Annotated in this window: 18 protein-coding genes; 6 read left to right on the top strand and 12 right to left on the bottom strand. The window is 59.7% G+C overall.

Going from position 1 to position 19597, the window contains the following annotated elements:
• Positions 1 to 59: 59 nt before the first annotated feature.
• Positions 60 to 1574: a sugar ABC transporter ATP-binding protein gene (locus tag RCAS_RS10870; RefSeq protein WP_012120623.1), complete on the top strand. Its 1515-nt coding sequence runs from the start codon at positions 60 to 62 to the stop codon at positions 1572 to 1574.
• Between the two features lie 151 nt (positions 1575 to 1725).
• On the opposite strand, the gene RCAS_RS10865 is transcribed toward RCAS_RS10870, so the two are convergent.
• The 5 genes from RCAS_RS10865 to RCAS_RS10845 all read right to left on the bottom strand — a co-directional run bounded on the left by RCAS_RS10865 (position 1726) and on the right by RCAS_RS10845 (position 8023).
• Positions 1726 to 2721 (bottom strand): DUF3048 domain-containing protein, encoded by a 996-nt coding sequence (locus RCAS_RS10865; protein ID WP_012120622.1) that lies wholly within the window; start codon positions 2719 to 2721, stop codon positions 1726 to 1728.
• Positions 2722 to 2790: 69 nt separating this feature from the next.
• Positions 2791 to 3921 (bottom strand): ABC transporter permease, encoded by a 1131-nt coding sequence (locus RCAS_RS10860; protein WP_012120621.1) that lies wholly within the window; start codon positions 3919 to 3921, stop codon positions 2791 to 2793.
• A gap of 19 nt (positions 3922 to 3940) precedes the next feature.
• On the bottom strand, positions 3941 to 4927 hold the full coding sequence (locus RCAS_RS10855; protein WP_012120620.1) for an ABC transporter permease: 987 nt from the start codon (positions 4925 to 4927) through the stop codon (positions 3941 to 3943).
• 94 nt (positions 4928 to 5021) lie between these two features.
• Entirely contained in the window at positions 5022 to 7223 is a 2202-nt protein-coding gene (locus RCAS_RS10850) for an ABC transporter substrate-binding protein (RefSeq protein ID WP_041330611.1), read from the bottom strand.
• Between the two features lie 242 nt (positions 7224 to 7465).
• Positions 7466 to 8023 (bottom strand): DUF6174 domain-containing protein, encoded by a 558-nt coding sequence (locus tag RCAS_RS10845; RefSeq protein WP_012120618.1) that lies wholly within the window; start codon positions 8021 to 8023, stop codon positions 7466 to 7468.
• Between the two features lie 244 nt (positions 8024 to 8267).
• Here RCAS_RS10845 and speB point away from each other — a divergent pair, with 244 nt between their 5' ends.
• From speB to RCAS_RS25155, 5 genes are all read left to right on the top strand, one after another.
• Positions 8268 to 9218 carry an agmatinase gene (gene speB / locus RCAS_RS10840; protein WP_012120617.1) on the top strand — a complete coding sequence of 317 codons (951 nt, stop codon included), beginning with the start codon at positions 8268 to 8270 and terminating at the stop codon, positions 9216 to 9218.
• A gap of 54 nt (positions 9219 to 9272) precedes the next feature.
• Complete coding sequence (locus tag RCAS_RS10835; RefSeq protein ID WP_012120616.1) at positions 9273 to 11693, top strand: Lon protease family protein; 2421 nt, start codon at positions 9273 to 9275, stop codon at positions 11691 to 11693.
• A 190-nt stretch (positions 11694 to 11883) separates the two neighbouring features.
• Complete coding sequence (locus RCAS_RS10830; protein WP_012120615.1) at positions 11884 to 12519, top strand: SDR family NAD(P)-dependent oxidoreductase; 636 nt, start codon at positions 11884 to 11886, stop codon at positions 12517 to 12519.
• On the top strand, positions 12516 to 12683 hold the full coding sequence (locus RCAS_RS25160; RefSeq protein WP_157042622.1) for a hypothetical protein: 168 nt from the start codon (positions 12516 to 12518) through the stop codon (positions 12681 to 12683). Before RCAS_RS10830 ends, RCAS_RS25160 begins: the two co-directional genes overlap by 4 nt.
• A 171-nt stretch (positions 12684 to 12854) precedes the next feature.
• Complete coding sequence (locus RCAS_RS25155) at positions 12855 to 13469, top strand: hypothetical protein (protein ID WP_157042621.1); 615 nt, start codon at positions 12855 to 12857, stop codon at positions 13467 to 13469.
• A gap of 9 nt (positions 13470 to 13478) precedes the next feature.
• Here the strand turns inward: RCAS_RS25155 and RCAS_RS10825 are convergent, their stop codons facing one another.
• From RCAS_RS10825 to RCAS_RS10800, 7 genes are all read right to left on the bottom strand, one after another.
• Positions 13479 to 13844: a hypothetical protein gene (locus tag RCAS_RS10825; RefSeq protein ID WP_012120614.1), complete on the bottom strand. Its 366-nt coding sequence runs from the start codon at positions 13842 to 13844 to the stop codon at positions 13479 to 13481.
• 18 nt (positions 13845 to 13862) lie between these two features.
• Positions 13863 to 15278, bottom strand: a complete 1416-nt coding sequence (lpdA, locus tag RCAS_RS10820; RefSeq protein WP_012120613.1) for a dihydrolipoyl dehydrogenase — start codon at positions 15276 to 15278, stop codon at positions 13863 to 13865.
• A gap of 424 nt (positions 15279 to 15702) precedes the next feature.
• Entirely contained in the window at positions 15703 to 16497 is a 795-nt protein-coding gene (locus tag RCAS_RS10815; RefSeq protein WP_012120612.1) for a type II CAAX endopeptidase family protein, read from the bottom strand.
• Positions 16498 to 16803, bottom strand: coding sequence for a hypothetical protein (locus tag RCAS_RS10810; RefSeq protein ID WP_049768822.1), 306 nt, complete (start codon positions 16801 to 16803; stop codon positions 16498 to 16500).
• 94 nt (positions 16804 to 16897) lie between these two features.
• On the bottom strand, positions 16898 to 17158 hold the full coding sequence (locus tag RCAS_RS25635) for a hypothetical protein (protein WP_198136031.1): 261 nt from the start codon (positions 17156 to 17158) through the stop codon (positions 16898 to 16900).
• A gap of 48 nt (positions 17159 to 17206) precedes the next feature.
• Positions 17207 to 17296 carry a helix-turn-helix domain-containing protein gene (locus tag RCAS_RS26600; protein ID WP_198136046.1) on the bottom strand — a complete coding sequence of 30 codons (90 nt, stop codon included), beginning with the start codon at positions 17294 to 17296 and terminating at the stop codon, positions 17207 to 17209.
• A gap of 203 nt (positions 17297 to 17499) precedes the next feature.
• Complete coding sequence (locus tag RCAS_RS10800; protein WP_012120611.1) at positions 17500 to 19440, bottom strand: histidine kinase N-terminal 7TM domain-containing protein; 1941 nt, start codon at positions 19438 to 19440, stop codon at positions 17500 to 17502.
• Between the last annotated feature and the right edge of the window lie 157 nt (positions 19441 to 19597).

Here is a 19597-nt window from a genome sequence, read left to right as displayed (position 1 = left end):
GCCCCAACCTTCCAGGAACATTGCGACATTCTAAAAGGCTGACGAGCCTCATCGCTGCAATGCTACAAGTTCATCGGATCACCAAAACATTCCCTGGCGTCCGGGCGCTGTCCGATGTTTCTATCGACTTTGCGCCCGGCAAGATTCACGCGCTCGTCGGAGAAAACGGCGCTGGCAAAAGCACGCTCATCAAAATCATCGGGGGCATTTACTCGCCAGATTCAGGCAAGATCATCCTCGACGGAATGACGCTGCATCTGCGTTCCTCTAAGGATGCGCTGGTCCATCATATCAATCTGGTAAGCCAGGAAATTCAGGTCATTCCCAGAAGCACGGTGGCGGAAAATATTATGCTCGACAAACTTGACCGCTACCAGCGGCGTGGACACATCGACTGGACGCGCCTGAAGCGGGATGCTGCCGAGTATGCGCAGATGGTCAACCTCACCATCCCGGTAACGCAGACGGTCGCCGATCTTAGCGTTGCGCACAAGCAACTGATAATGATCGCACGTGCACTTTCCGCCAATGCACGTGTCTTGATCATGGACGAACCAACATCAACCCTGACACCGCACGAATCTGACAACCTGCTGACACTGCTTCGTCGTCTGAAGAACAATGGGGTCATCGTGATCTTTGTATCCCACAAACTGGAAGAAGTCCTCGCCATCGCCGACACGGTCTCCGTCCTGCGCGACGGTGTGCTTATCGGGACCCAACCGGCGACGGGGCTGACCAGGGGGCAAATTATTCACATGATGATCGGACGTGATGTCCGTGCGCTCGAATTAACGCCGCTGCCGGTCAATGCCACTGACGTGGTGCTGGAAGCGCGCAATATCTGCCAGCGAGGACGCTTTCACAACATCAGTTTTACGCTGCGGCGCGGCGAAATTCTTGGCTTCTACGGAATGGTCGGTTCTGGACGCACCGAACTGGCGCACATTCTGATTGGTGAGCAGCGGATGGATAGCGGCCATGTGCTGATCCACGGTAAACCAGCCCGTATCCGCACGATGGCCGACAGCCTGTTCACATATCGCATGGGGTATATCTCTGAAAACCGCAAGGAGCAAGGACTCATCCTCAGTGCATCGATCAAGACGAACATTGCGATAACTATCTGGCACAATCTGCGCGATCGTCTCGGTTCCATTCGACCGGCAGCCGAAACCGCTATCGCGCGTGAGTTCATGCAGAATCTGGATATTCACGCGCTCGATCCCGATCAATCCGTGAGCCTTCTGAGTGGCGGCAACCAACAAAAAGTAAGCATCGCCAAATGGCTGGCGGCACAGTGTAACATCCTGATAATCGACGAGCCGACGATTGGGGTTGATATTGGCGCAAAAGAGTATATTCATCGGTTAATTTGGCGACTGGCAGCGCACGAAGGTAAATCGATCATTCTCATCTCCTCGGACCTGCCGGAGATCACTGCATTGGCACGACGCATTCTGGTCTTTCGTAATTTCCGCATTGTGGGTGAAATCTGCAATAACGGCGAAAACAATGCTCCGGTGCGTGGCTACGATGACATCAGCCAGGAGATCGCACATCTGCTTACGTAGAAGAAACCGTCTTCCAGGGTCGCAGGCGATAATCTGCGGGATGACAGCTATCGCGCTCTGGCGCCCGGAGCGCTTCCGTTGATTCGCGGCGCACATGTGGCTCGCTGGTGCTGAGACGACAGCATAACAGCGTAAAGACATGCGTGCGAGACTACTTCACTGTCAGGTTGCTCAACTTCGGCACTGCCGCAATCCACACCTGCCCAGGGTTCATCGCGGCTTCGCTGCCATCGGCGAGGTAGAAGCGCAACGGCGCCGCTTCCGACTCCTTGCGCCAGGTAATTTCGCGCGCCAGGCCGTCCTGGAACAAGAATCCCGGACCGCTGCCAACGACATCCTGCTGGATGCGTCCCTTGGGGTCGCCAGGGATGGGGCGTTCCTGAACTTCGATGACGACAATATTGCTGGCGCGCAGTTGCTGCCCGGTGGCGGCGTCGACCGCCGGTTTGCCGCGGCGCAGGCGCAGGTACGCATTGCCGGCGGGGTCATACGTCCAGCCGACGCTGTCCTGGCGGTACATAAAGTAGTAACCGATCTCCTGCGCTGCCGGGCGCTGCTCCGGCGGCGCTTCGGCTTTGATCGGGAAACCGAGGTCAGGATCGTTGATCTCGGCGTTGCCAAAGCGTGCCGCCGCCTGATCGAGACGCGCCGTGCTGGTGTAGAGATTATGTGGCGCCTTGCGCGCGCGCACGCGGCTGAAGTAGGCGCCGCCGGAGCGCATCAGCGCATCGACATCGATGATCTCCTGCGCTTCACGCGCGCGCCGGAGTGCATCGGGCGCGCCGCCAGCGTGGATGTACATTCCGCGCATCCCCATTGCCCAGCGCACGAAGTACAGCCGCGCGCTGCGCACCGGACCAATCGCCGGAACATCGGGCGACACGCCAGGAACGTACACTGCCATGAACCGGGTGATACCCGCCTCGGCAAGCGCCTCGAAGACAACCGCCGCCTTATCGAGACCGGTCTGCGGGTAGGCGTTCGGATGGTTATCGATCATAACCACGTAAGGTCGCCGGGTGATTGTGCCGCGCTCGAAGGCGGCGGGAGCGCGGGGTGGCGCAGCGGCGACAGGCGTAACGAACGCCACCAGGATCGCCAGCGCGAGCAATCCGGTCGCCGGGCGCAGAAGAGGAAAGGTTCGCATGTGACGCCTCAAGATACCTGTCTGTGTGACGGATGAGCCAGCGGCAATGATACCATACAACCTGCATGCCTACGCATACGGATCGACCGCATCGCGCAAACCGTCGCCCAGCAGGTACAGACACAACGACGCCAGCACAATGGCGCCCAGTGGGATCAACAGCCACGGATAGAGGGTCACCGACTTGATCTGCTGTGCATCCTGCAACAACACGCCCCAACTCACGGCTGGCGGCAGCATACCCAGGTTGAGGAAACTGAGCGCGGTTTCGGCAGCAATCGCGCCCGGCACCGCGAACGAAGCCACAACGATGATATGGCTCATTGCATTCGGGATCATGTGGGTCGTAATGACCCGCCAGTGTGACGCGCCAGCCGCAATCGCCGCCGCCGTGTAATCGGCGTTGCGATAACTCAGCACCTTGCCGCGCACCTCGCGCGAAAAACCCGTCCATGTGATCAACGCCAGAATCATCGTGATCAACATATACCGCTGCACGACCGGCATGGTAATCGGCAGCGCCGCCGCAATGGCAATAAACAGCGAGATAAAGGGGAATGTCTGGATCAACTCGATGACCCGCTGAATGACATTATCGATCCAACCACCGAAGTACCCCGACGCCGTTCCGACAATCGAGCCGATCACCATACTGATCATCACGCCAAAGAAGCCGATCGTGAGCGATATCTGAGCGCCTTTGAGCACGCGAGAAAACAAATCGCGCCCCTGACGGTCGGCGCCCCAGAGAAAGATTTTGGCGTTCGCTTCAGGCGGTGCATCGACGCCAAACAAATGGATGTCGAGCGGGATAAAACCCCACATGATATACGGACTGCCGCGCACAAACAGCCGGATCGGATACGTCACATCGGGATCGGGTTCATAAATGATCTGAAAGTTGACCGAGTCGACAACCTGCCGCATCCCCTGAAGCGCCAGCCCACCATTCGCCCAGACAATTGTCGAAGGTTGGGCGTACTGGTGATTTGCATCAATCTCATTCGGGTCATACGGTGCAATCACATCGGCAAACAATGCCATCGCATACATGATGATCAATGCAATTGCGCCAACAACCGAGAGGCGGTTCTTCTTGTAGCGCCGCCAGATCAACTGGTATTGCGACAATTGCCCGACATCGTCGAACGTTCGGGGGCGACCAGTCTGAGATTGTGCTTCTTTTGCAACCGTTGCCATGCGTGTTCGCCTCGCTCAGTCACTCCAACCGCACCCGCGGATCGACCCATGCCAGCAACAGATCGGCAATCAGGTTCCCCAGCAACAGCATCATACATTGCATCATCAGAATCGTGATGCCGAGATACATATCGGTCGCCTGAAGCGCGCGCAGGTAGAGCGCGCCAAGCGTCGGCAGGTTGAGGATAACCCCCGCTAACGCATCACCAACCACAATCGCGGGCAACAGATACCCGATGCTCATCACCAGTGGGTGAACCGCATTGCGCACTGCATGCTTCCAGATAACGGCATTCTCCTGCAACCCTTTGGCGCGGGCTGTTTGAATATACTGGGCATTCAGCACATCCAGCAGGTTGGCGCGCATCACGCGCGTCAAACCGGCAGTCGCAGACGCGCCAAGCACTACCACCGGGATCCACAGATTGCTCAACAGATTGAGAAACTTGGCGAAACTCCATGGCGCGCCGATATACTGCGGCGAGAAAAACCCAAGCCCAACGTCCTGCCGCAGCACAAGCGCAGCGAAGACCATCAGAATAAGCGCCAGCGCAAAGTTGGGAATGGCGATGCCGAGAAACTGCACGAACGTGATGATATAATCCGGTATACTGCCACGGTTTGTTGCGAGGTACACACCAAGCGGGATCGAAATAAGCCATGCGAACAGCGCCGTTCCAAACGTCAGCGCGAACGTGATAGGCAGGCGCTGCGCGATGATGCCGGCCACCGGCGTATCAGTCTCGAACGATGTGCCGAAGTCGCCCTGCAATGTGCGTGAAACCCACTTCCAGTACTTGATGTGCAACGGATCATCGACGCCGTAGCGTCGCTTGAGCGCTTCAATCTGATCCTGGGGCACATTACCGCCCTGCGCGCGCAACTGATCGATCTTGATGTCCACAATCGAACCAGGCGGCAGTTCAATGAGGAAGAACCCGATGAACGACGCCAGGATCATGGTGATAATCATATAAACAATGCGCCGAGCCAGGAATGTGGTCATGGTCGTTGAACCTTCAGGTACAGACCGGTCTCAGGAGGGATCGGTCTGAGACCGGTCCCTGCCCGATGGTCCGGTCTGAGACCGGTCCCTGCCCTCAACTTGTATGCTTTGACGGATCATCCCAATACCAGGCTTCAGGGTCATAGACCGCCGGCGTGGGATGGATCCAGGGATCGGTAAATCCGCCAAGCGCCAGGTCTTCCTTCTTCGGCACGTTCATCAACCCCTTCTTCACGATGAACACGCGGTCGAAGTTGGCGACCGACCCCTGTACGAACGGTCCGTTCTCGACATGGATCTTCATCATTTCCCAGACCATCTGGGTGCGCTTGAGAAACTCCGGCTCGACCTTCGTCTTGTCGTAGATTTCATGCAGTTTGGCAATAACCGGATCGAAGTCCTTGTCGGACGGCACAATACGAGCCGGCGCGCGCTGCCAGGGATCTTTGTCCAGTTCCTCTTTTTCACTGGCAGTGCCGCGCAACTGATACCCCTGACCGTGGAGGGGCGCCCAGCGTTCCGGTTCGATTGGCACCAACCACTGCGGGTAGACCAGATGGTTCGGTCCGTCGCCAATACCCCAATCGGCATTCGACATCAACTTACCCGCGAACCAGTCATCGCGGCGACCCTGCGGCGGCACCGGAGTAAGCGTCGCCTTGATGCCGATCTGCCCCCAGTCGCGGATCATCTGCTCGTTTTGAGCGATAGTGTTCTTACTCGTGTTCGATGCGACGATCACCTGAATATCGAGCGGCGAGCCGTCCGGGAAGGTGCGGAACCCGTCAGCGCCAACTTTGACGCCAATTTCGTCGAGCAACGCCTTCGCCCGCTCCTGATCGAACGCCACATAACTATCGCGCCATTCGCGGTAGCGTGCATTGGCCCGATCCGGATTGCCTTTCTCGTCGATATTGTACTCGATCGCTTTCGGGCTGAAGGTGCCGGTCGTCAACTCACCGGTGCCGAAGTATTGCGTCTTCTGCAATTCGGCGCGGTTGAACGCCAGCGACAACGCCTGACGGAACTTCGGGTTGCGGATCAGTTCGCGCCACTTTGGATCGTTGTAGTCGTAACTGAAGAAGAACGACGTGCCCGAACCCGACCCGCTCTCCCAGAAGCGCACCTCATACCCGCCAGCATCGGCATTCTGGCGCAGGTTGGGCACATCATCGAGGCTGAGCACCCAGTGATGGGTAAAGTCGCTCTTGCCCTGGATCACGTTCAGTTTTTCGACCTCGCTGTTCTGGAAGGTGGTCGAGATAATGCGGTCGATATAGGGCAACTGATTCCCCTCAGCGTCCACGCACCAGTAGTACGGATTGCGCGTATAGACACCGCGCACACCCTCCTCGAAACTCTCACACTTCCAACCGGTCATCGTCGGGCAGTCGGGGTTGGTGACGAAGCGAATGCGCTTGGTGTGCTCATCCCAGTCTTTGTACTTATCGGGATTGAGGACGGGGTTAAACTGCTCCATATGGTGACGCGGCGCCATCCAGCGCGGCCCAATGCCGGCATTCACCCACATCGCCAGACGATCCGCCGTCAGCGGTGCGGGGGCGTCGAACTTCATCGTCAGCGTATAGTCATCGACTTTGATCAGCGTCGCCAGCGTTCCCGTACCGGAGCGCCCTTCGTCCGGCGGCGGCTCGATCGGTTTCAGCCCTTCGGGGAACTCCTTCTCCTTGCCGTTGCCGCCGACCATGTACTCCCACCAGTAGAGAATGTCATCAACTGTCCAGGGATGCCCATCCGACCATTTCAGCCCTTCGCGGAACTTGAACGTCCACTCGCTGGCATCGGCGTTCGCTTCCCAACTCTCGGCAAGACCCGGACCGATCTTCAGGCCATCATCGAGCCAGCGCAGGATTGAGTGACCATACTGACTCTCCTGCACAATCGTCGCCATACCGTCGGGTCCCCAAGAGTTGGTAAAGTTGATCGTTCCGCCATACTTGCCGACGGTGAGCCACTTGTGCGGTACGACATACGGGTTTTTCGGCAGTCGCTCGTCAACGGGCGGCAATTTGCCTTCGGCAACCAGCTTTGCCAGTTCTGGCGCCTCCTTATACTTGCTGACCGTCTGGGGAACAGCGGTCGCCTGCGGCGGCGTAGTTGGCGGAATAGCGACGGTTGGCGCTTGCGCCGTGGTTGGCGCTGCCGTTGGCGCCGGCGCCGTAGTTGGCGCTTGCGCGGGTTGCCCGCCGCCGCAAGCAGCAATCGCGGCGCTGGCAGCGGTCATGGCTGAAAGTGTCAGAAATCTGCGACGACTCAGGATGCGTGACTTGGACACAGGCACCTCCTTGTAGCGTGTCGAATGGTGTCGGGCATCTGTTTGAGCAACGCTTGTAGTATGTGGTCCGATAGCGACGATCACTCAGTCGGATGATCACCTCCTTTGTGTCAGGAATCTGCGTTTGATAAATTGCTGGGGGTTTTTGGAGTTAGGCGTCATTCTACAAGTTTGTTTTGCATTTGTCAACCGGGGAAACGGAAGGTCGGCACTGCCCCTTGCACCACGAACATTTATAATGTTCAAGGAAGCGATCGTAAACTGACGACGCGGATCAGTTTGTCACCCGTCATCAGATTGCAGGCAGGAAGACGACCGTGGACGAGGGCGTAACGCCAGGCATCGGGATGTCGCCAGTTTGGCTGCGCCTCGATCCGCACATAGATAGAGGTCGGATATCCATAAAAGGGATGAAAGACGCTCTCGACCGATAACCGGTCGTCGCAGGCGCACCCAAGAGCAATGCAACGCATGCCAGTATCACCATCGCGCCGCGCCAGGGCGAAGAGGTCTTCGACGGTGCGCCCGTCGCGCGTACAGCGCTCAAGCGGCGTCACCCGCGCCACGCGCCCGCCGGCGACCTCAATCTCGACCATGCAATGGAGTTCTTCCAAAATCATGACATAGTGCGAAAACCCGCGCCTCCGCCAGCGCGCCTCGGCGTCGGCGATTTCTCGTTCAGGCGCGTTGTTGGGGGCCATAACAGCAATCGCTGCGCCGCCCATGCAGAGGAGCGGCACGACGATGACGATTGCAAACGCAATGCGCACGCTTCCAGAAGATTGGCGATGCAGATGCATGGGTGCATGCCACCGATACGGTCAGTATGATGAACATTCATCAACAGGGAAGGGTGGTACTGCTTACCATTATCGGAATGGATCACCCGCCTGTCAAGAAGACGGCGGGATGCGAGGGTTCAGGCGTCATGGGACAGAACTCAGCGCATCTCATCAATCCCTCGCCTGCTGCCGCCAATTTCGCCTCAAACCGCGCTATACTTCTTCTGCCTGAACGTCGATCATTATGCTCCAGGAGTACACGATGCCTCGCTATCAACCTGCCGACTCGCTTGCCTCGCCACGTTTTGTCGGCGTCCGCACCTTTGCGCGCCTGCCCTGCATTCAGACGACCGAGGATGTGGACGTTGCCGTTGTTGGGTTGCCGTTCGATACCGGCGCGACGTTCAAGGTTGGCGCACGCTTTGGACCAGAGGCGATTCGCAGCGCTTCGGTGCTACTGCGCCCCTACAACCCGGAACTCGATGTCCATGTGTTCACAACGCTCTCATGCATCGATTATGGCGATGCGCCGGTTGTTCCTGGTTTTATCCAGGAAAGTCACGCCGCCATCACCACGACGCTGCGCCCGCTGGCAGAAGCCAGGGTTGTGCCTCTCTGCCTGGGTGGCGATCATAGCGTGGCGCTGCCGGAACTCCGCGCGCTAGCAGCGGTGCACGGTCCGCTGGCGCTCGTGCAATTCGACTCGCACGGCGACCTGTGGGATAGTTACTATGGTGGACAAAAGTATACGCACGGCACGCCATTCCGTCGCGCTGTCGAGGAGGGATTGATCCTCCCCGAACGCTCGGTTCAGCTCGGTATGCGTGGTCCGCTCTACGGGCGTGAGGACCTGCAAATGGCGCGTGATATGGGGTTTACCGTGCTGACGACCACCGAACTCCTCCGTCGCTCACCGCAGGAAATCGGCGACCTGGTGCGCGCGCGCGTGAGCGGCTCCCCGGCATTTCTGTCGTTCGACATCGATTTCTTCGACCCCGCATATGCGCCAGGAACCGGCACGCCGGAAGTTGGCGGACCGACCAGTTTCCAGGGGCTGGCATACCTGCGCGCCTGCACCGGCGTGGATTGGGTTGGCGGCGACGTGGTAGAAGTGCTCCCTGCCCTCGATCACGGACAGATTACGGCGCAACTGGCAGCGCAGGTCGGCTATGAGTTTTTATCGCTGGTCGCGCTTGAGCGCCGGGGATCGTAGTACAATGGTTCCCGGTTGCTGGCGCCTGCCAGCACGTGAGATGAGGATGCTCCGATGGCCGCAGAACTTCCTCCCGAACAGTTGCGCCGCACCTTCGATCCTGGGCAGATGGTCTTTCCTACCACCGAAGAGCCGCCAGGAGACGGCGGCATCATTGGTCAGCAGCGCGCGGTCGCCGCACTGCGCTTCGGTCTCAATATGGTGGACGGCGGCTTCAACATCTATGCCGCCGGCCCGCCCGGCATCGGCAAGATGACCGCTGTTCAGGCGTTTATCGAAGAACTTGCACAGCGTCGTCCAACGCCGTCAGACTGGTGTTATGTCAATGATTTCGATGATCCGTATCAACCGAAGGCGCTGCGCCTTCCTCCTGGACGCGGACGACGCTTGCAGCAGGATGTCCATCAGATGATTGCGCATCTGCGCGCCGAGCTGCCGCGCGCATTCGAGAGTGATGAGTATGCAATGCGGCGCGACGAGGTATTGCACGAACTCAATTCCCATCGTGAAGCCTTGCTCAGCCAGATCAGCGAACGCGCCGCGCAACAGGGATTCGTGCTACAGGCCGGTCCTGTCGGCATCATGATCATCCCAATTCGCAACGGTGAACCGCTCAGTGACGCGGCATTCCAGGCAATGACCCTCGACCAGCGCGAGGAGTTGCTGCGCCATCGCGCAATGTTGCAGGAAGAACTCAAGAACGTGTTGAAACAGGTGCGCGCAGCGGAACGGATTGCGCGTCAGCGCATGGAAGAAATCGACCGCCAGGTCGTCGAGTACATCGTCGGCGGACTGATCGACGATCTTCAGGAACAGTACGCCGACCTGCCCGATGTCGTCGCCTTTCTCGAAGCGATGCAGAAAGATATCCAGGAAAATCCTGACCCCTTTCGCTCAGGCGGACAGCAGCAACCTTCCGGTGAAGCGCAGGTCGATCTGGCGTCGATCCCGTGGCTCAGAGAATTGCCGTTCCGTAAGTACCAGGTGAATGTCCTGATCGACAACAGCCGTCAGCAGGGTGCGCCGGTGGTGGTTGAGTACAATCCGACTTATCCCAATCTGTTTGGGCGTATCGAGAAGGAAACGCACTTCGGCGCACTCTATACCGACTTCCTGATGATCAAGCCCGGCAGCCTGCACCGCGCCAATGGCGGGTTCCTCGTCATTGAAGCCGAAGACCTGCTCCGCGATTATTTCAGTTGGGACGGGCTTAAACGCGCTCTACGCACGCGCGACATTCAGATCGAAGAACTGGCTGACCGCCTGGGGCTGACAACCGTCAAGAGTCTCCGTCCGCAACCAATCCCGCTTGAACTCAAGGTTGTGCTCGTCGGACCGCCGCCGCCATACTATCTCCTTGCCGCTTACGACGATGAGTTTTCGACCCTTTTCAAGGTTAAAGCCGATTTCGACATCAGTATGCCGCTGAATGACGAGAACCTGCGCGGGTCGTTGCATCTGTTTCGACGCTTCTGCGAGCGCGAAAAACTCCTGCCGATCACCGAGGAAGCAGCGGCGCGCCTGCTGGAACACTCGCTCCGCCTCGCCGATGACCAGGAGCGCCTTTCGACGCACTTCGGCGCGCTGACCGATGTGGTGCGCGAGGCGAACTATTGGGCAATCCAGGAGCAGTGCAATGCTATTCTGGGGCGGCATGTGCTTCGCGCGCTCGATGAAAAGGTCTATCGCTCGAACATGATCCAGGCGCGCATCCAGGAATTGATCGACCGCGGGATTATCCTGATCGATACAGAAGGCGCAAAGATCGGTCAGATCAATGGGTTGTCGGTGCTGAGCCTGGGGGATTATATGTTTGGCAGACCAAGCCGTATCAGCGTCAGCGTCGGACCAGGGCGCGGCGCCATTCTCGACATCGAACGCGAGGTAAAACTGGGAGGACCAATCCACAGCAAGGGAGTGCTCATTCTCAGCGGACACCTTGCGGAACGGTACGGGCAGGAACGTCCGCTGACCCTCTCAGCGCGGTTGGTCTTCGAGCAGAGTTATGAAGGGGTTGAGGGGGACAGTGCTTCGGCAGCAGAGTTGTTCGCGCTGCTCTCGGCGCTTGCTGAACTGCCGTTGCGCCAGAGTATCGCCGTTACCGGGTCGGTCAATCAGCGTGGTGAGATCCAGGCGGTCGGTGGGGTCAACCAGAAAATCGAAGGGTTTTTCGATATCTGCCGGTTACGCGGTCTAACGGGTGAACAGGGGGTGCTCATTCCTCGAGCGAATGTGCAGAATCTGATGCTGCGCAGCGACGTGGTGGAAGCAGTGCGTGAGGGACGGTTCCACATCTGGACAGCAGCCACCGTCGATGAAGGCATTGCCCTGCTGACCGGCGTGCCGGCCGGCGAACGCGGCGCAGATGGCGAATACCCGCCGGACAGCGTCAATGGCCGGGTGATGACGCGGCTGCGCGCCTTTGCGGAACGTCTGCGCGAAGGAGGGAAGGGTAATGAGAAGGAAGCGCAGTGAGGAGAACTGTGAACCGAGAACCAGGAACTGAGAACCGAAAACTGACCACTCCTGAGTCCTTTCCGCACGCATCCGTCACGATCCGCGCGCGCGCACTATGTTCCTGAGCGAAACCGGGAACTGCGTGACTCGACCTCCATCCATGTCCTTGATGGCAACGTACACACAGCAGAGGACACGGAGGAAACCTATGCAAACCGCACTGATCTGGGGCGCGGCCGGCGGGATCGGTCGCGCGCTAATTGAGATTCTGAGCAAGAATGGTTGGCGCGTGCTGGGCATTGCGCGCGATGCAACGGCGTTGAGCGGCACAGCAGCCGAAGTCTACAGCGCCGACCTGGCGCGCGACGCGGATATGGCGGCAGCGGCGCTGTGGGCAGCACAACAGTCGGATGGCGTGGTGCATCTCTGGGTCTACGCAGCCGGCGATATGCTCGGCAAGCCGCTGGCAGACACGACTCCCGCCGAATGGGATCGCATCCTGAGTGCAAACGTCACCGGCGCGCATCTGGCGGTGACTCACTCGCTGGCTTTGGTTCCGGCGGGCGGGCATCTGGTGTTTATCGGTGCGTATGTCGATCGGATTATGTTGCCGAAACTAGGGGCATATGCCGCTTCCAAGGCGGCTCTCGACGCCTATGTGACGGTGCTTGGGAAAGAGGTGCGCGACCGGCGCATCACCAATGTGCGGGTTGGCGCGGTGGACACGCCGCTGTGGCGCAAGGCGCCGTTCCGTCTGCCGAAGGGTGCGCACACACCCGCCGATGTCGCCGCTGCCGTGCTGCGCGCGCACACTGAAGGGCACAGGGGGAATCTGGATTTGTGAACGCCGGGCGCGATCCCGCCATCCCGCCGGGCGCGCCGCCGGGTGTGATCCCGCCATCCCGTCGGGCGCGATCCCGCCATCCCGCCGGGCGCGATCCCGCCATCCCGCCGGGCGCGCCGCCGGGCGTGATCCCGCCATCCCATCGGGCGCGCCGCCGGGCGTGACCCCGCCATCCCATCGGGCGCGCCGCCGGGCGTGACCCCGCCATCCCATCGGGCGCGCCGCCGGACGTGATCCCGCCATCCCGTTGGGCGCGCCGCCGGGCGTGATCCCGCCATCCCGTTGGGCGCGCCGCCGGGCGTGATCCCGCCATCCCGCCGGGCGCGCCGCCGGGTGTGATCCCGCCATCCCGCCGGGCGCGATCCCGCCATCCCGTCGGGCGCGATCCCGCCATCCCGCCGGGCGCGCCTGAGGCGCGCCCCTACGCCATTACGCCATTGGGCGCGCCGCCGGGTGTGATCCCGCCATCCCGTCGGGTGCGATCCCGCCATCCCGTCGGGCGCGCCGCCGGGTATGATCCCGCCATCCCGCCGGGCGCGCCTGAGGCGCGCCCCTACGCCATTACGCCATTGGGCGCGCCGCCGGGTGTGATCCCGCCATCCCGCCGGGCGCGATCCCGCCATCCCGCCGGGCGCGATCCCGCCATCCCGCCGGGCGCGCCTGAGGCGCGCCCCTACGCCATTACGCCATTGGGCGCGCCGCCGGGTATGATCCCGCCATCCCGCCGGGCGCGATCCCACCATCCCGCCGGGCGCGATCCCGCCATCCCGCCGGGCGCGCCTGAGGCGCGCCCCTACGCCATTACGCCATTGGGCGCGCCGCCGGGTATGATCCCGCCATCCCGCCGGGTGCGATCCCGCCATCCCGCCGGGTGCGATCCCGCCATCCCGCCGGGTGCGATCCCGCCATCCCGCCGGGTGCGATCCCGCCATCCCGCCGGGCGCGCCTGAGGCGCGCCCCTACGACGCCATCTCTGTATCCATCCATTGCTGGTACGATTCCATCGTTCCGTTGAAATATACATGCACCACCTGGTTATGCGTGATGCGGGTGATCGCCTCGAACACCTCGGCATCATCGGTGCTGTGTGCCACCAGCATCCCATGTTCGGGGGCGAAGTCGTCTTCGCTGGGAGGAATGACGAAGACCAGCCATTCGTTCGGATAGCGGCGCTCAACATCGGCGATTAACTCGACTCTGCCCTTTTCTTCCATGCCGGTGTACGGGCACCCGCAATCACAATCAATGCCACAATCGCTGTGCGTGCCGCATGAGCGTGACGTGCCACCGTGTTCGGCGGATGTCAGGTTGATCATGATCGGCATACCGCATCTCCCCTCGCCCTACATATGGATTGCTGCACCCTCAGCCGCCGCGTGCGCCGCTTCGACAATCGCTTCGTAGAGGGTCGGATGGGCGTGGACGGTGCGCATGATCGACTCGGCGGTCGCTTCGTGCGACAGCGCCAACCCGCCCTCGGCGATCAGTTCGGTGACGCGCGGACCGATCATATGAACGCCGAGCACCTCATCGTACTGTTTGTCGGCGACGATCTTGACAAACCCCTGCCGCTGACCCAGGATCGTCGCCTTGCCGTTGCCGGTGAACGCAAACTTGCCGATCTTCACGTCGTATCCCTGTTCGCGCGCTTTCGCTTCGGTCAACCCAACGCTGGCGATCTCCGGGTTGCAGTAGGTGCATGACGGAATCTTACCGTAGTCGAGCGGCTGCGTATGATGCCCGGCGATCGTTTCAGCAGCGATGATGCCCTCGGCGGATGCCTTGTGCGCCAGCCACGGGGTCGTAACAGCGCAATCGCCGATGGCATAGATTCCTTCGACATTCGTGCGCATATAATCATCCACCTTAATGAACCCGCGCTGATCCAGAGCGACGCCCACCTCTTCCAGCCCGATGTCGCCGGTATTGGGCACAATACCGACCCCCACCAGTGCGCGCTCGAAGGTCAGCGCGTGCTCGGCGCCCTGCGCATCGACCAGGCGCGCAATCACGCCGCCATCAATCTTTTCGAGATGATTGAGTTTTGAACCGGCGAAGACTTTAATGCCACGGCGGTTGAGCGCGCGCGCGAGTTCGGCGCTGACCTCCTCATCTTCGAGCGGCACGACGCGCGGCAGCATTTCGACCAGCGTCACCTCTGCGCCGAACGAGCGGTACATCGACGCGAACTCAACGCCAATCGCACCTGCGCCGACGACCAGGAGCGACTTTGGAACGCTGGGAATACTCAGCCCACCGGTTGAGGAGAGAATCCGGTCATTGTCGAACACCGCGCCGATTGCCGGGATCTCACGGGGACGCGCGCCCACGGCGACGATGATATTCTTTGCCGTCACCGTGCGATGCTGACCCTCAGGCGTGCTGATGGCGACCTGCCCGCGCCCGGCGAGACGGGCAAAGCCATTGATCACATCGACCTTATTTTTCTTCATCAGGAAAGAAACGCCGCTGGTCATCGTCTTGACCACCGTATCCTTCTGGCGCAGCGTCGCCTCCCAATCGAGCGACACGCCTTCGACAACGACGCCGAAGCGTTTCGCTTCACGCAGTTCCTCGAGCAGATCGGCGGTGTGGAGCAGCGCCTTGGTCGGGATGCACCCGACATTGAGGCAGACGCCTCCCATCGCCTGACGCTCGACAACGGCGGTTTTCAAGCCGAGTTGCGCGGCGCGGATGGCAGCCACATAGCCGCCAGGACCACCACCTACAACCACCACATCGTAGAGGGTATCGGTCACGAGAGTCGCCTTTCTATCGCATCCAGAATGGAGACATGAGCATACAGATCAATCCGCAAGTGGTGCCGGCGCACCGTCATATGTCTTGTGCCGACTGTGACGAGTATTGTACCATGGGTGAGGGGAAGCGGTGAGGAACAGATCTGCGTCAAGCGATTGCGAGGTTCTCTTCCATCTCTTTCAAGACTTTCATTTGGAAAATCAGAATCTTGTAGGAGAAACGGCTTGACTAAAATCTGTTCAAAAAAACTCTCCAAACATTGAAATCCTGAAAGTCTGCGAGACTCTTACGGAGGTTATATAACTGATTGTTCATTGATTTTAAATTGCTTTACTGTTTTACACGGGTGTGCCCAACGGCCTGCCGCTTCAGCCGCACGCAGAGCGAGCGTAGCGAGGTGAAGCCGTCAGGTGGATGCGCGTGTTAGCCCGCATAAACTCTTTCATAGCGCGCAATATGATCTTTACCATAAACCGTAACAAGCAAAACTGCGACCACAGAATACACAATCGCCAGTGCGATGACGAATACACCCGATATGATGACCCCAAATGTGTTCCCAAAAATGTGAAAGAGCGCCACAACCAATAAGCTGCCTTTGGTACTGTTATAAAGCCAAGTATAGACGAAGGAGACCGCAACCGTTCCAATGAACCATGCAAGAAAAGGGTGCTCAGCCATTGGATTGCCAATCCAGAAAAAGATCGGCAGATGCCACAGCCCCCACAAAACACCGACCACCAACGTAGCCACCAGTGCATTGTGATTTTTCTGCAATCGCGACAAGGCAAACCCACGCCACCCAACTTCTTCCCACGGATTGGCAAACAACGATAGCACAAGAGCCGAAAAAGCAACTGCAACTATATTGTTACCCTGTGGTGCTAGTGTTACTGCCAGGTCCAGCGTATTCGTCACTATTTTCCCCACAACAAGAAGTAGGGCGGGCGTGATAATGGCAAGAATCAACCAGATTGCACCCACCTGCCACTGCAAAAGTGGTTTGAGCAACAGATTGACACCTGCTTTTCCGTCGCTTGCGGCAGTCACAATGATTGCCGCCAATGCAGGACCTATGGCAGGAAGGATGAGCAGAAACTGGAAGACCGGGCTATTGAACGGCGAAACACCGCGGGAACCGGCCACTATGGGGAGCCAACCGAACCACGAAATTACAAAAGCCAGGACATAAAACCAAACGACGGGATGCTTTGTCATCTACTGCTCACCTTTCACGGATATACAGGCTAACCGGTGCATCCACCAAGTCACCGAACACTTGACGAAGAGCAACACATCGGTGGCACGATGCATGTTGAGATTGTCCATAATCGTATAGACATGCTCGAACTCAGCGCCAACCCATGCGTTTACACGCGTCAAGAAGTCCACCCAGTTGACAATCGTCCGGCCGTCATAGGGACGGGTGTCGGCATCCCCGGCGGCCGGGCGGAAGGCGCCAAAGACGTCGCCTTTGCCGCGCCATCCATAGTCGGCTTCCTGGGTCGCCCGCTCCGCTGGCACGCAGCGTCCGTCTGCGGACTCCTGGCATGCGGCCGCACCAGTGCCTTCCCGCGATGGCTCTTGGCACTCTCTGGCCCCATCTGGTCGAGACAGACTACCGCACTTTCTTCGGGCGGGGCGGTGTAGAGCGTGGCGATGCGCCCCTTTTTTCGGCGAAGTCGGGATCGACCCGCTCGCCGAACCAGGTCTCCTGCTGCCGCCAGCGTAATCCCTCAGCGACGAGGATCTCATCGATACGCGAGCGCTTCGTGCCAATGCCTTTGTGCTCGTGCAGATACGTCTTCAGCCGATCGAGCGTCCGGCTGCCAAACGGCAGGTCCAGCGCCTCCGGCTTGGTCAGTGCCGTCGCAATCACCTCCGCGACGACATCGGGCGGGTACGTCGCCGGCCGACCGGAGCGCGGCTAGTCCGTCAAGCTATCGAGCCCATCGGCGTTGAAGCGCGTCAGCCACGTGTACACGGTCGTCCGCGTGCAGCCGAGACGGCGCGCGATATGGCTGGACCTTCGCCGTCAGCGAGTCCAGAATGAGTGTGGCCCATTCAACGAGCCAGGTCTCCTCGGTCCGTGAGCGGGACAGCTTCTCCAGCGCCGTTCGTTCCTCGGGCGTCAGCACCCGCAACTGTCGTGAGGCACACGGTCACACGCTCTTTGTCAATCATTCATGCACCAAAGCCGGTCTTAACCAAAAAACGTCGTTATAGATTCTTCTCCACCGCCACCCGATTGGCCGCTTCTTCCATCAACGCCAGCTGGCGCGCCACTTCTTCCACGGCGATGCGCTGCTTGCGGTACAGGTCGGACTCGCTCATCGCCAGGCGATCGGCGGTCTCACGAATGCGCCGCCCTTGCAAGAAGCGCATCTCCAGAATATTGTACAGCAGCCATTCCTGCGCTGATGGATCGAGTTGCGCATCGGGGCGCAGGTTCTCAATCGCCTGGCGTAGCACCGCCTGCAACGCGCGCGTCGGGCTGCCTCCTTGCTCATCGAGTATTCGCTGCACCGTTCGCAACCCCAACAGGGGACTTTCCGACAGTTTCGGTCCTCCCCAGTAGTGTGCCAGCGCCTCCTTGACCAGTTGCGGAAACTCGGGCAGCAACGCAACATCCGCCTCGAGCGTTTGAAGCGAGGCCGGTGTTGCCTGCTCGAGTTGGGTGCTCAAATGCTGGAGCGACTGCATATCCGGTCCCAACCCGCGCAGCGTGTTGAACAACCGCTGCTGCATCTGCACCGTTTCGAGCGCCAGTTCCATACGGTGCGCCAGCGCCCCAATGAGACGCCGCGCATCGGCGCCAAGCGTATCATGCGGGTAGGCAACACCGAGACATCCGATCAACTCGCCGTTGGGAGCGCGGAGCGGCAGCAGCCAAAACCCTTCAACACGCAGAAACGTCTCGGCTGGCGGCGTATCGCCGGCCGGTCGCGGCGGCAACCGCGATAATCGCTCTATCAGATCGACCAGTGGGTGATCATTGACAAATCGCCGCACTACCTGGCGCGACCCCACCAGCATTTTCACAGTATAGCCGCCAGCATCGTCCGGCGCAGCAACGAATCCGGTCTCTGAACGCAATGCTCCGCAGACGACAACCAGCGTGTTCTCCAGAAGGCTGCGCAGGTCGGTCTGGGTGAAGGTGTTGCGCGGTAGGGCGCGCAGGTAGTCGATCTCGGCGTGATCCTGTGCATACACCAGCGCATCGAGGTATGGCTTCAGGCGGTTGACAAACAGCGGCATCATTACGGTCATCATCACTACGCCGGCCGTCAACAGCACCTGCTCCGGCAAACCGAGCCAGCGCGCCAGCACCGGCGTGGCGCGCAGGAACAACGCGATGCAGACGCCAACGAAGGGACCGTACAACACCCAGCGGATGAAATCTTGCTTGATCAGGCGGTCTGGCAGCGGCAATCCCTGGAATGCGATACTGTAGACCATCACCGTTGTCATCAGCATAACCGCAACGTTTCCCACCGCTACTAGAAAAAGGACGAGCGCAAATGGAACGAAATACTCCGGTCCTGGAATGACGAGAAACGGGTAGACCGCAATCGCCGGACCGACAAACGTCAGGCTCAGGTAGGTCATACGCCGGCGCAGGGTCGGCGTCAGCGCCGCCTGGCGCACGCGCAGCGAGGCAGCCAGCCCGATGAGACAGGCGATTGCGAAGTAGACAGTAAACAGCCAGAAGAGGGGACCGGCGTTGAACTGCGCGACCGGTTGAACCTGCACACCATTGCGCAACACCAGGTCCGTGCCCCACGCGAATACCAGAAAGACGACACTTATCGCATATGCGACCGGAACGCTCCAGCGGCGCCGCAGGTGGCGCTGCCCGCTGAAATCGAGCAACGCATCCGCCAGATGGATATACCCTGCCGGCACGCCAACGATACCGAGCCATTGCGCGCGCAGCAGAATATGAAGCGTTTCCTCGCGCTGCACCTGTTGTGTCAGCACGTCGCCGCCGAACACCACAACGATGCTCCCAAGCAACACCGCCAGCGCGCGTGCAATCGGCGTGTAGCGATTCTGGAGCACAAGGTAGACCAGGAGCGAGAATGAGACTATCAAAACGGCGGATGTCAGGAGATCGTTGATGGCAAGCAGCAGATTCGTCAGAAATGGCAGGTCCGTCATACGTTTGCGCGTCTCGAACAGTATCCTATGGTGTAGTATTGTACACCATCAAAGTTACGGCTCCGAAGGACCGCCACATCACCGTGCAAGCGGACTTATGCGCGATGCCCTGAGTCGGCGGGACGCCGCTCATTTGCGACAGTTCGTTCATTTAGCC

The organism is Roseiflexus castenholzii DSM 13941 (assembly GCF_000017805.1).
GTDB classification, from domain to species: Bacteria; Chloroflexota; Chloroflexia; order Chloroflexales; family Roseiflexaceae; genus Roseiflexus; species Roseiflexus castenholzii.
This window is presented reverse-complemented; position numbering and strand designations above follow the sequence as displayed.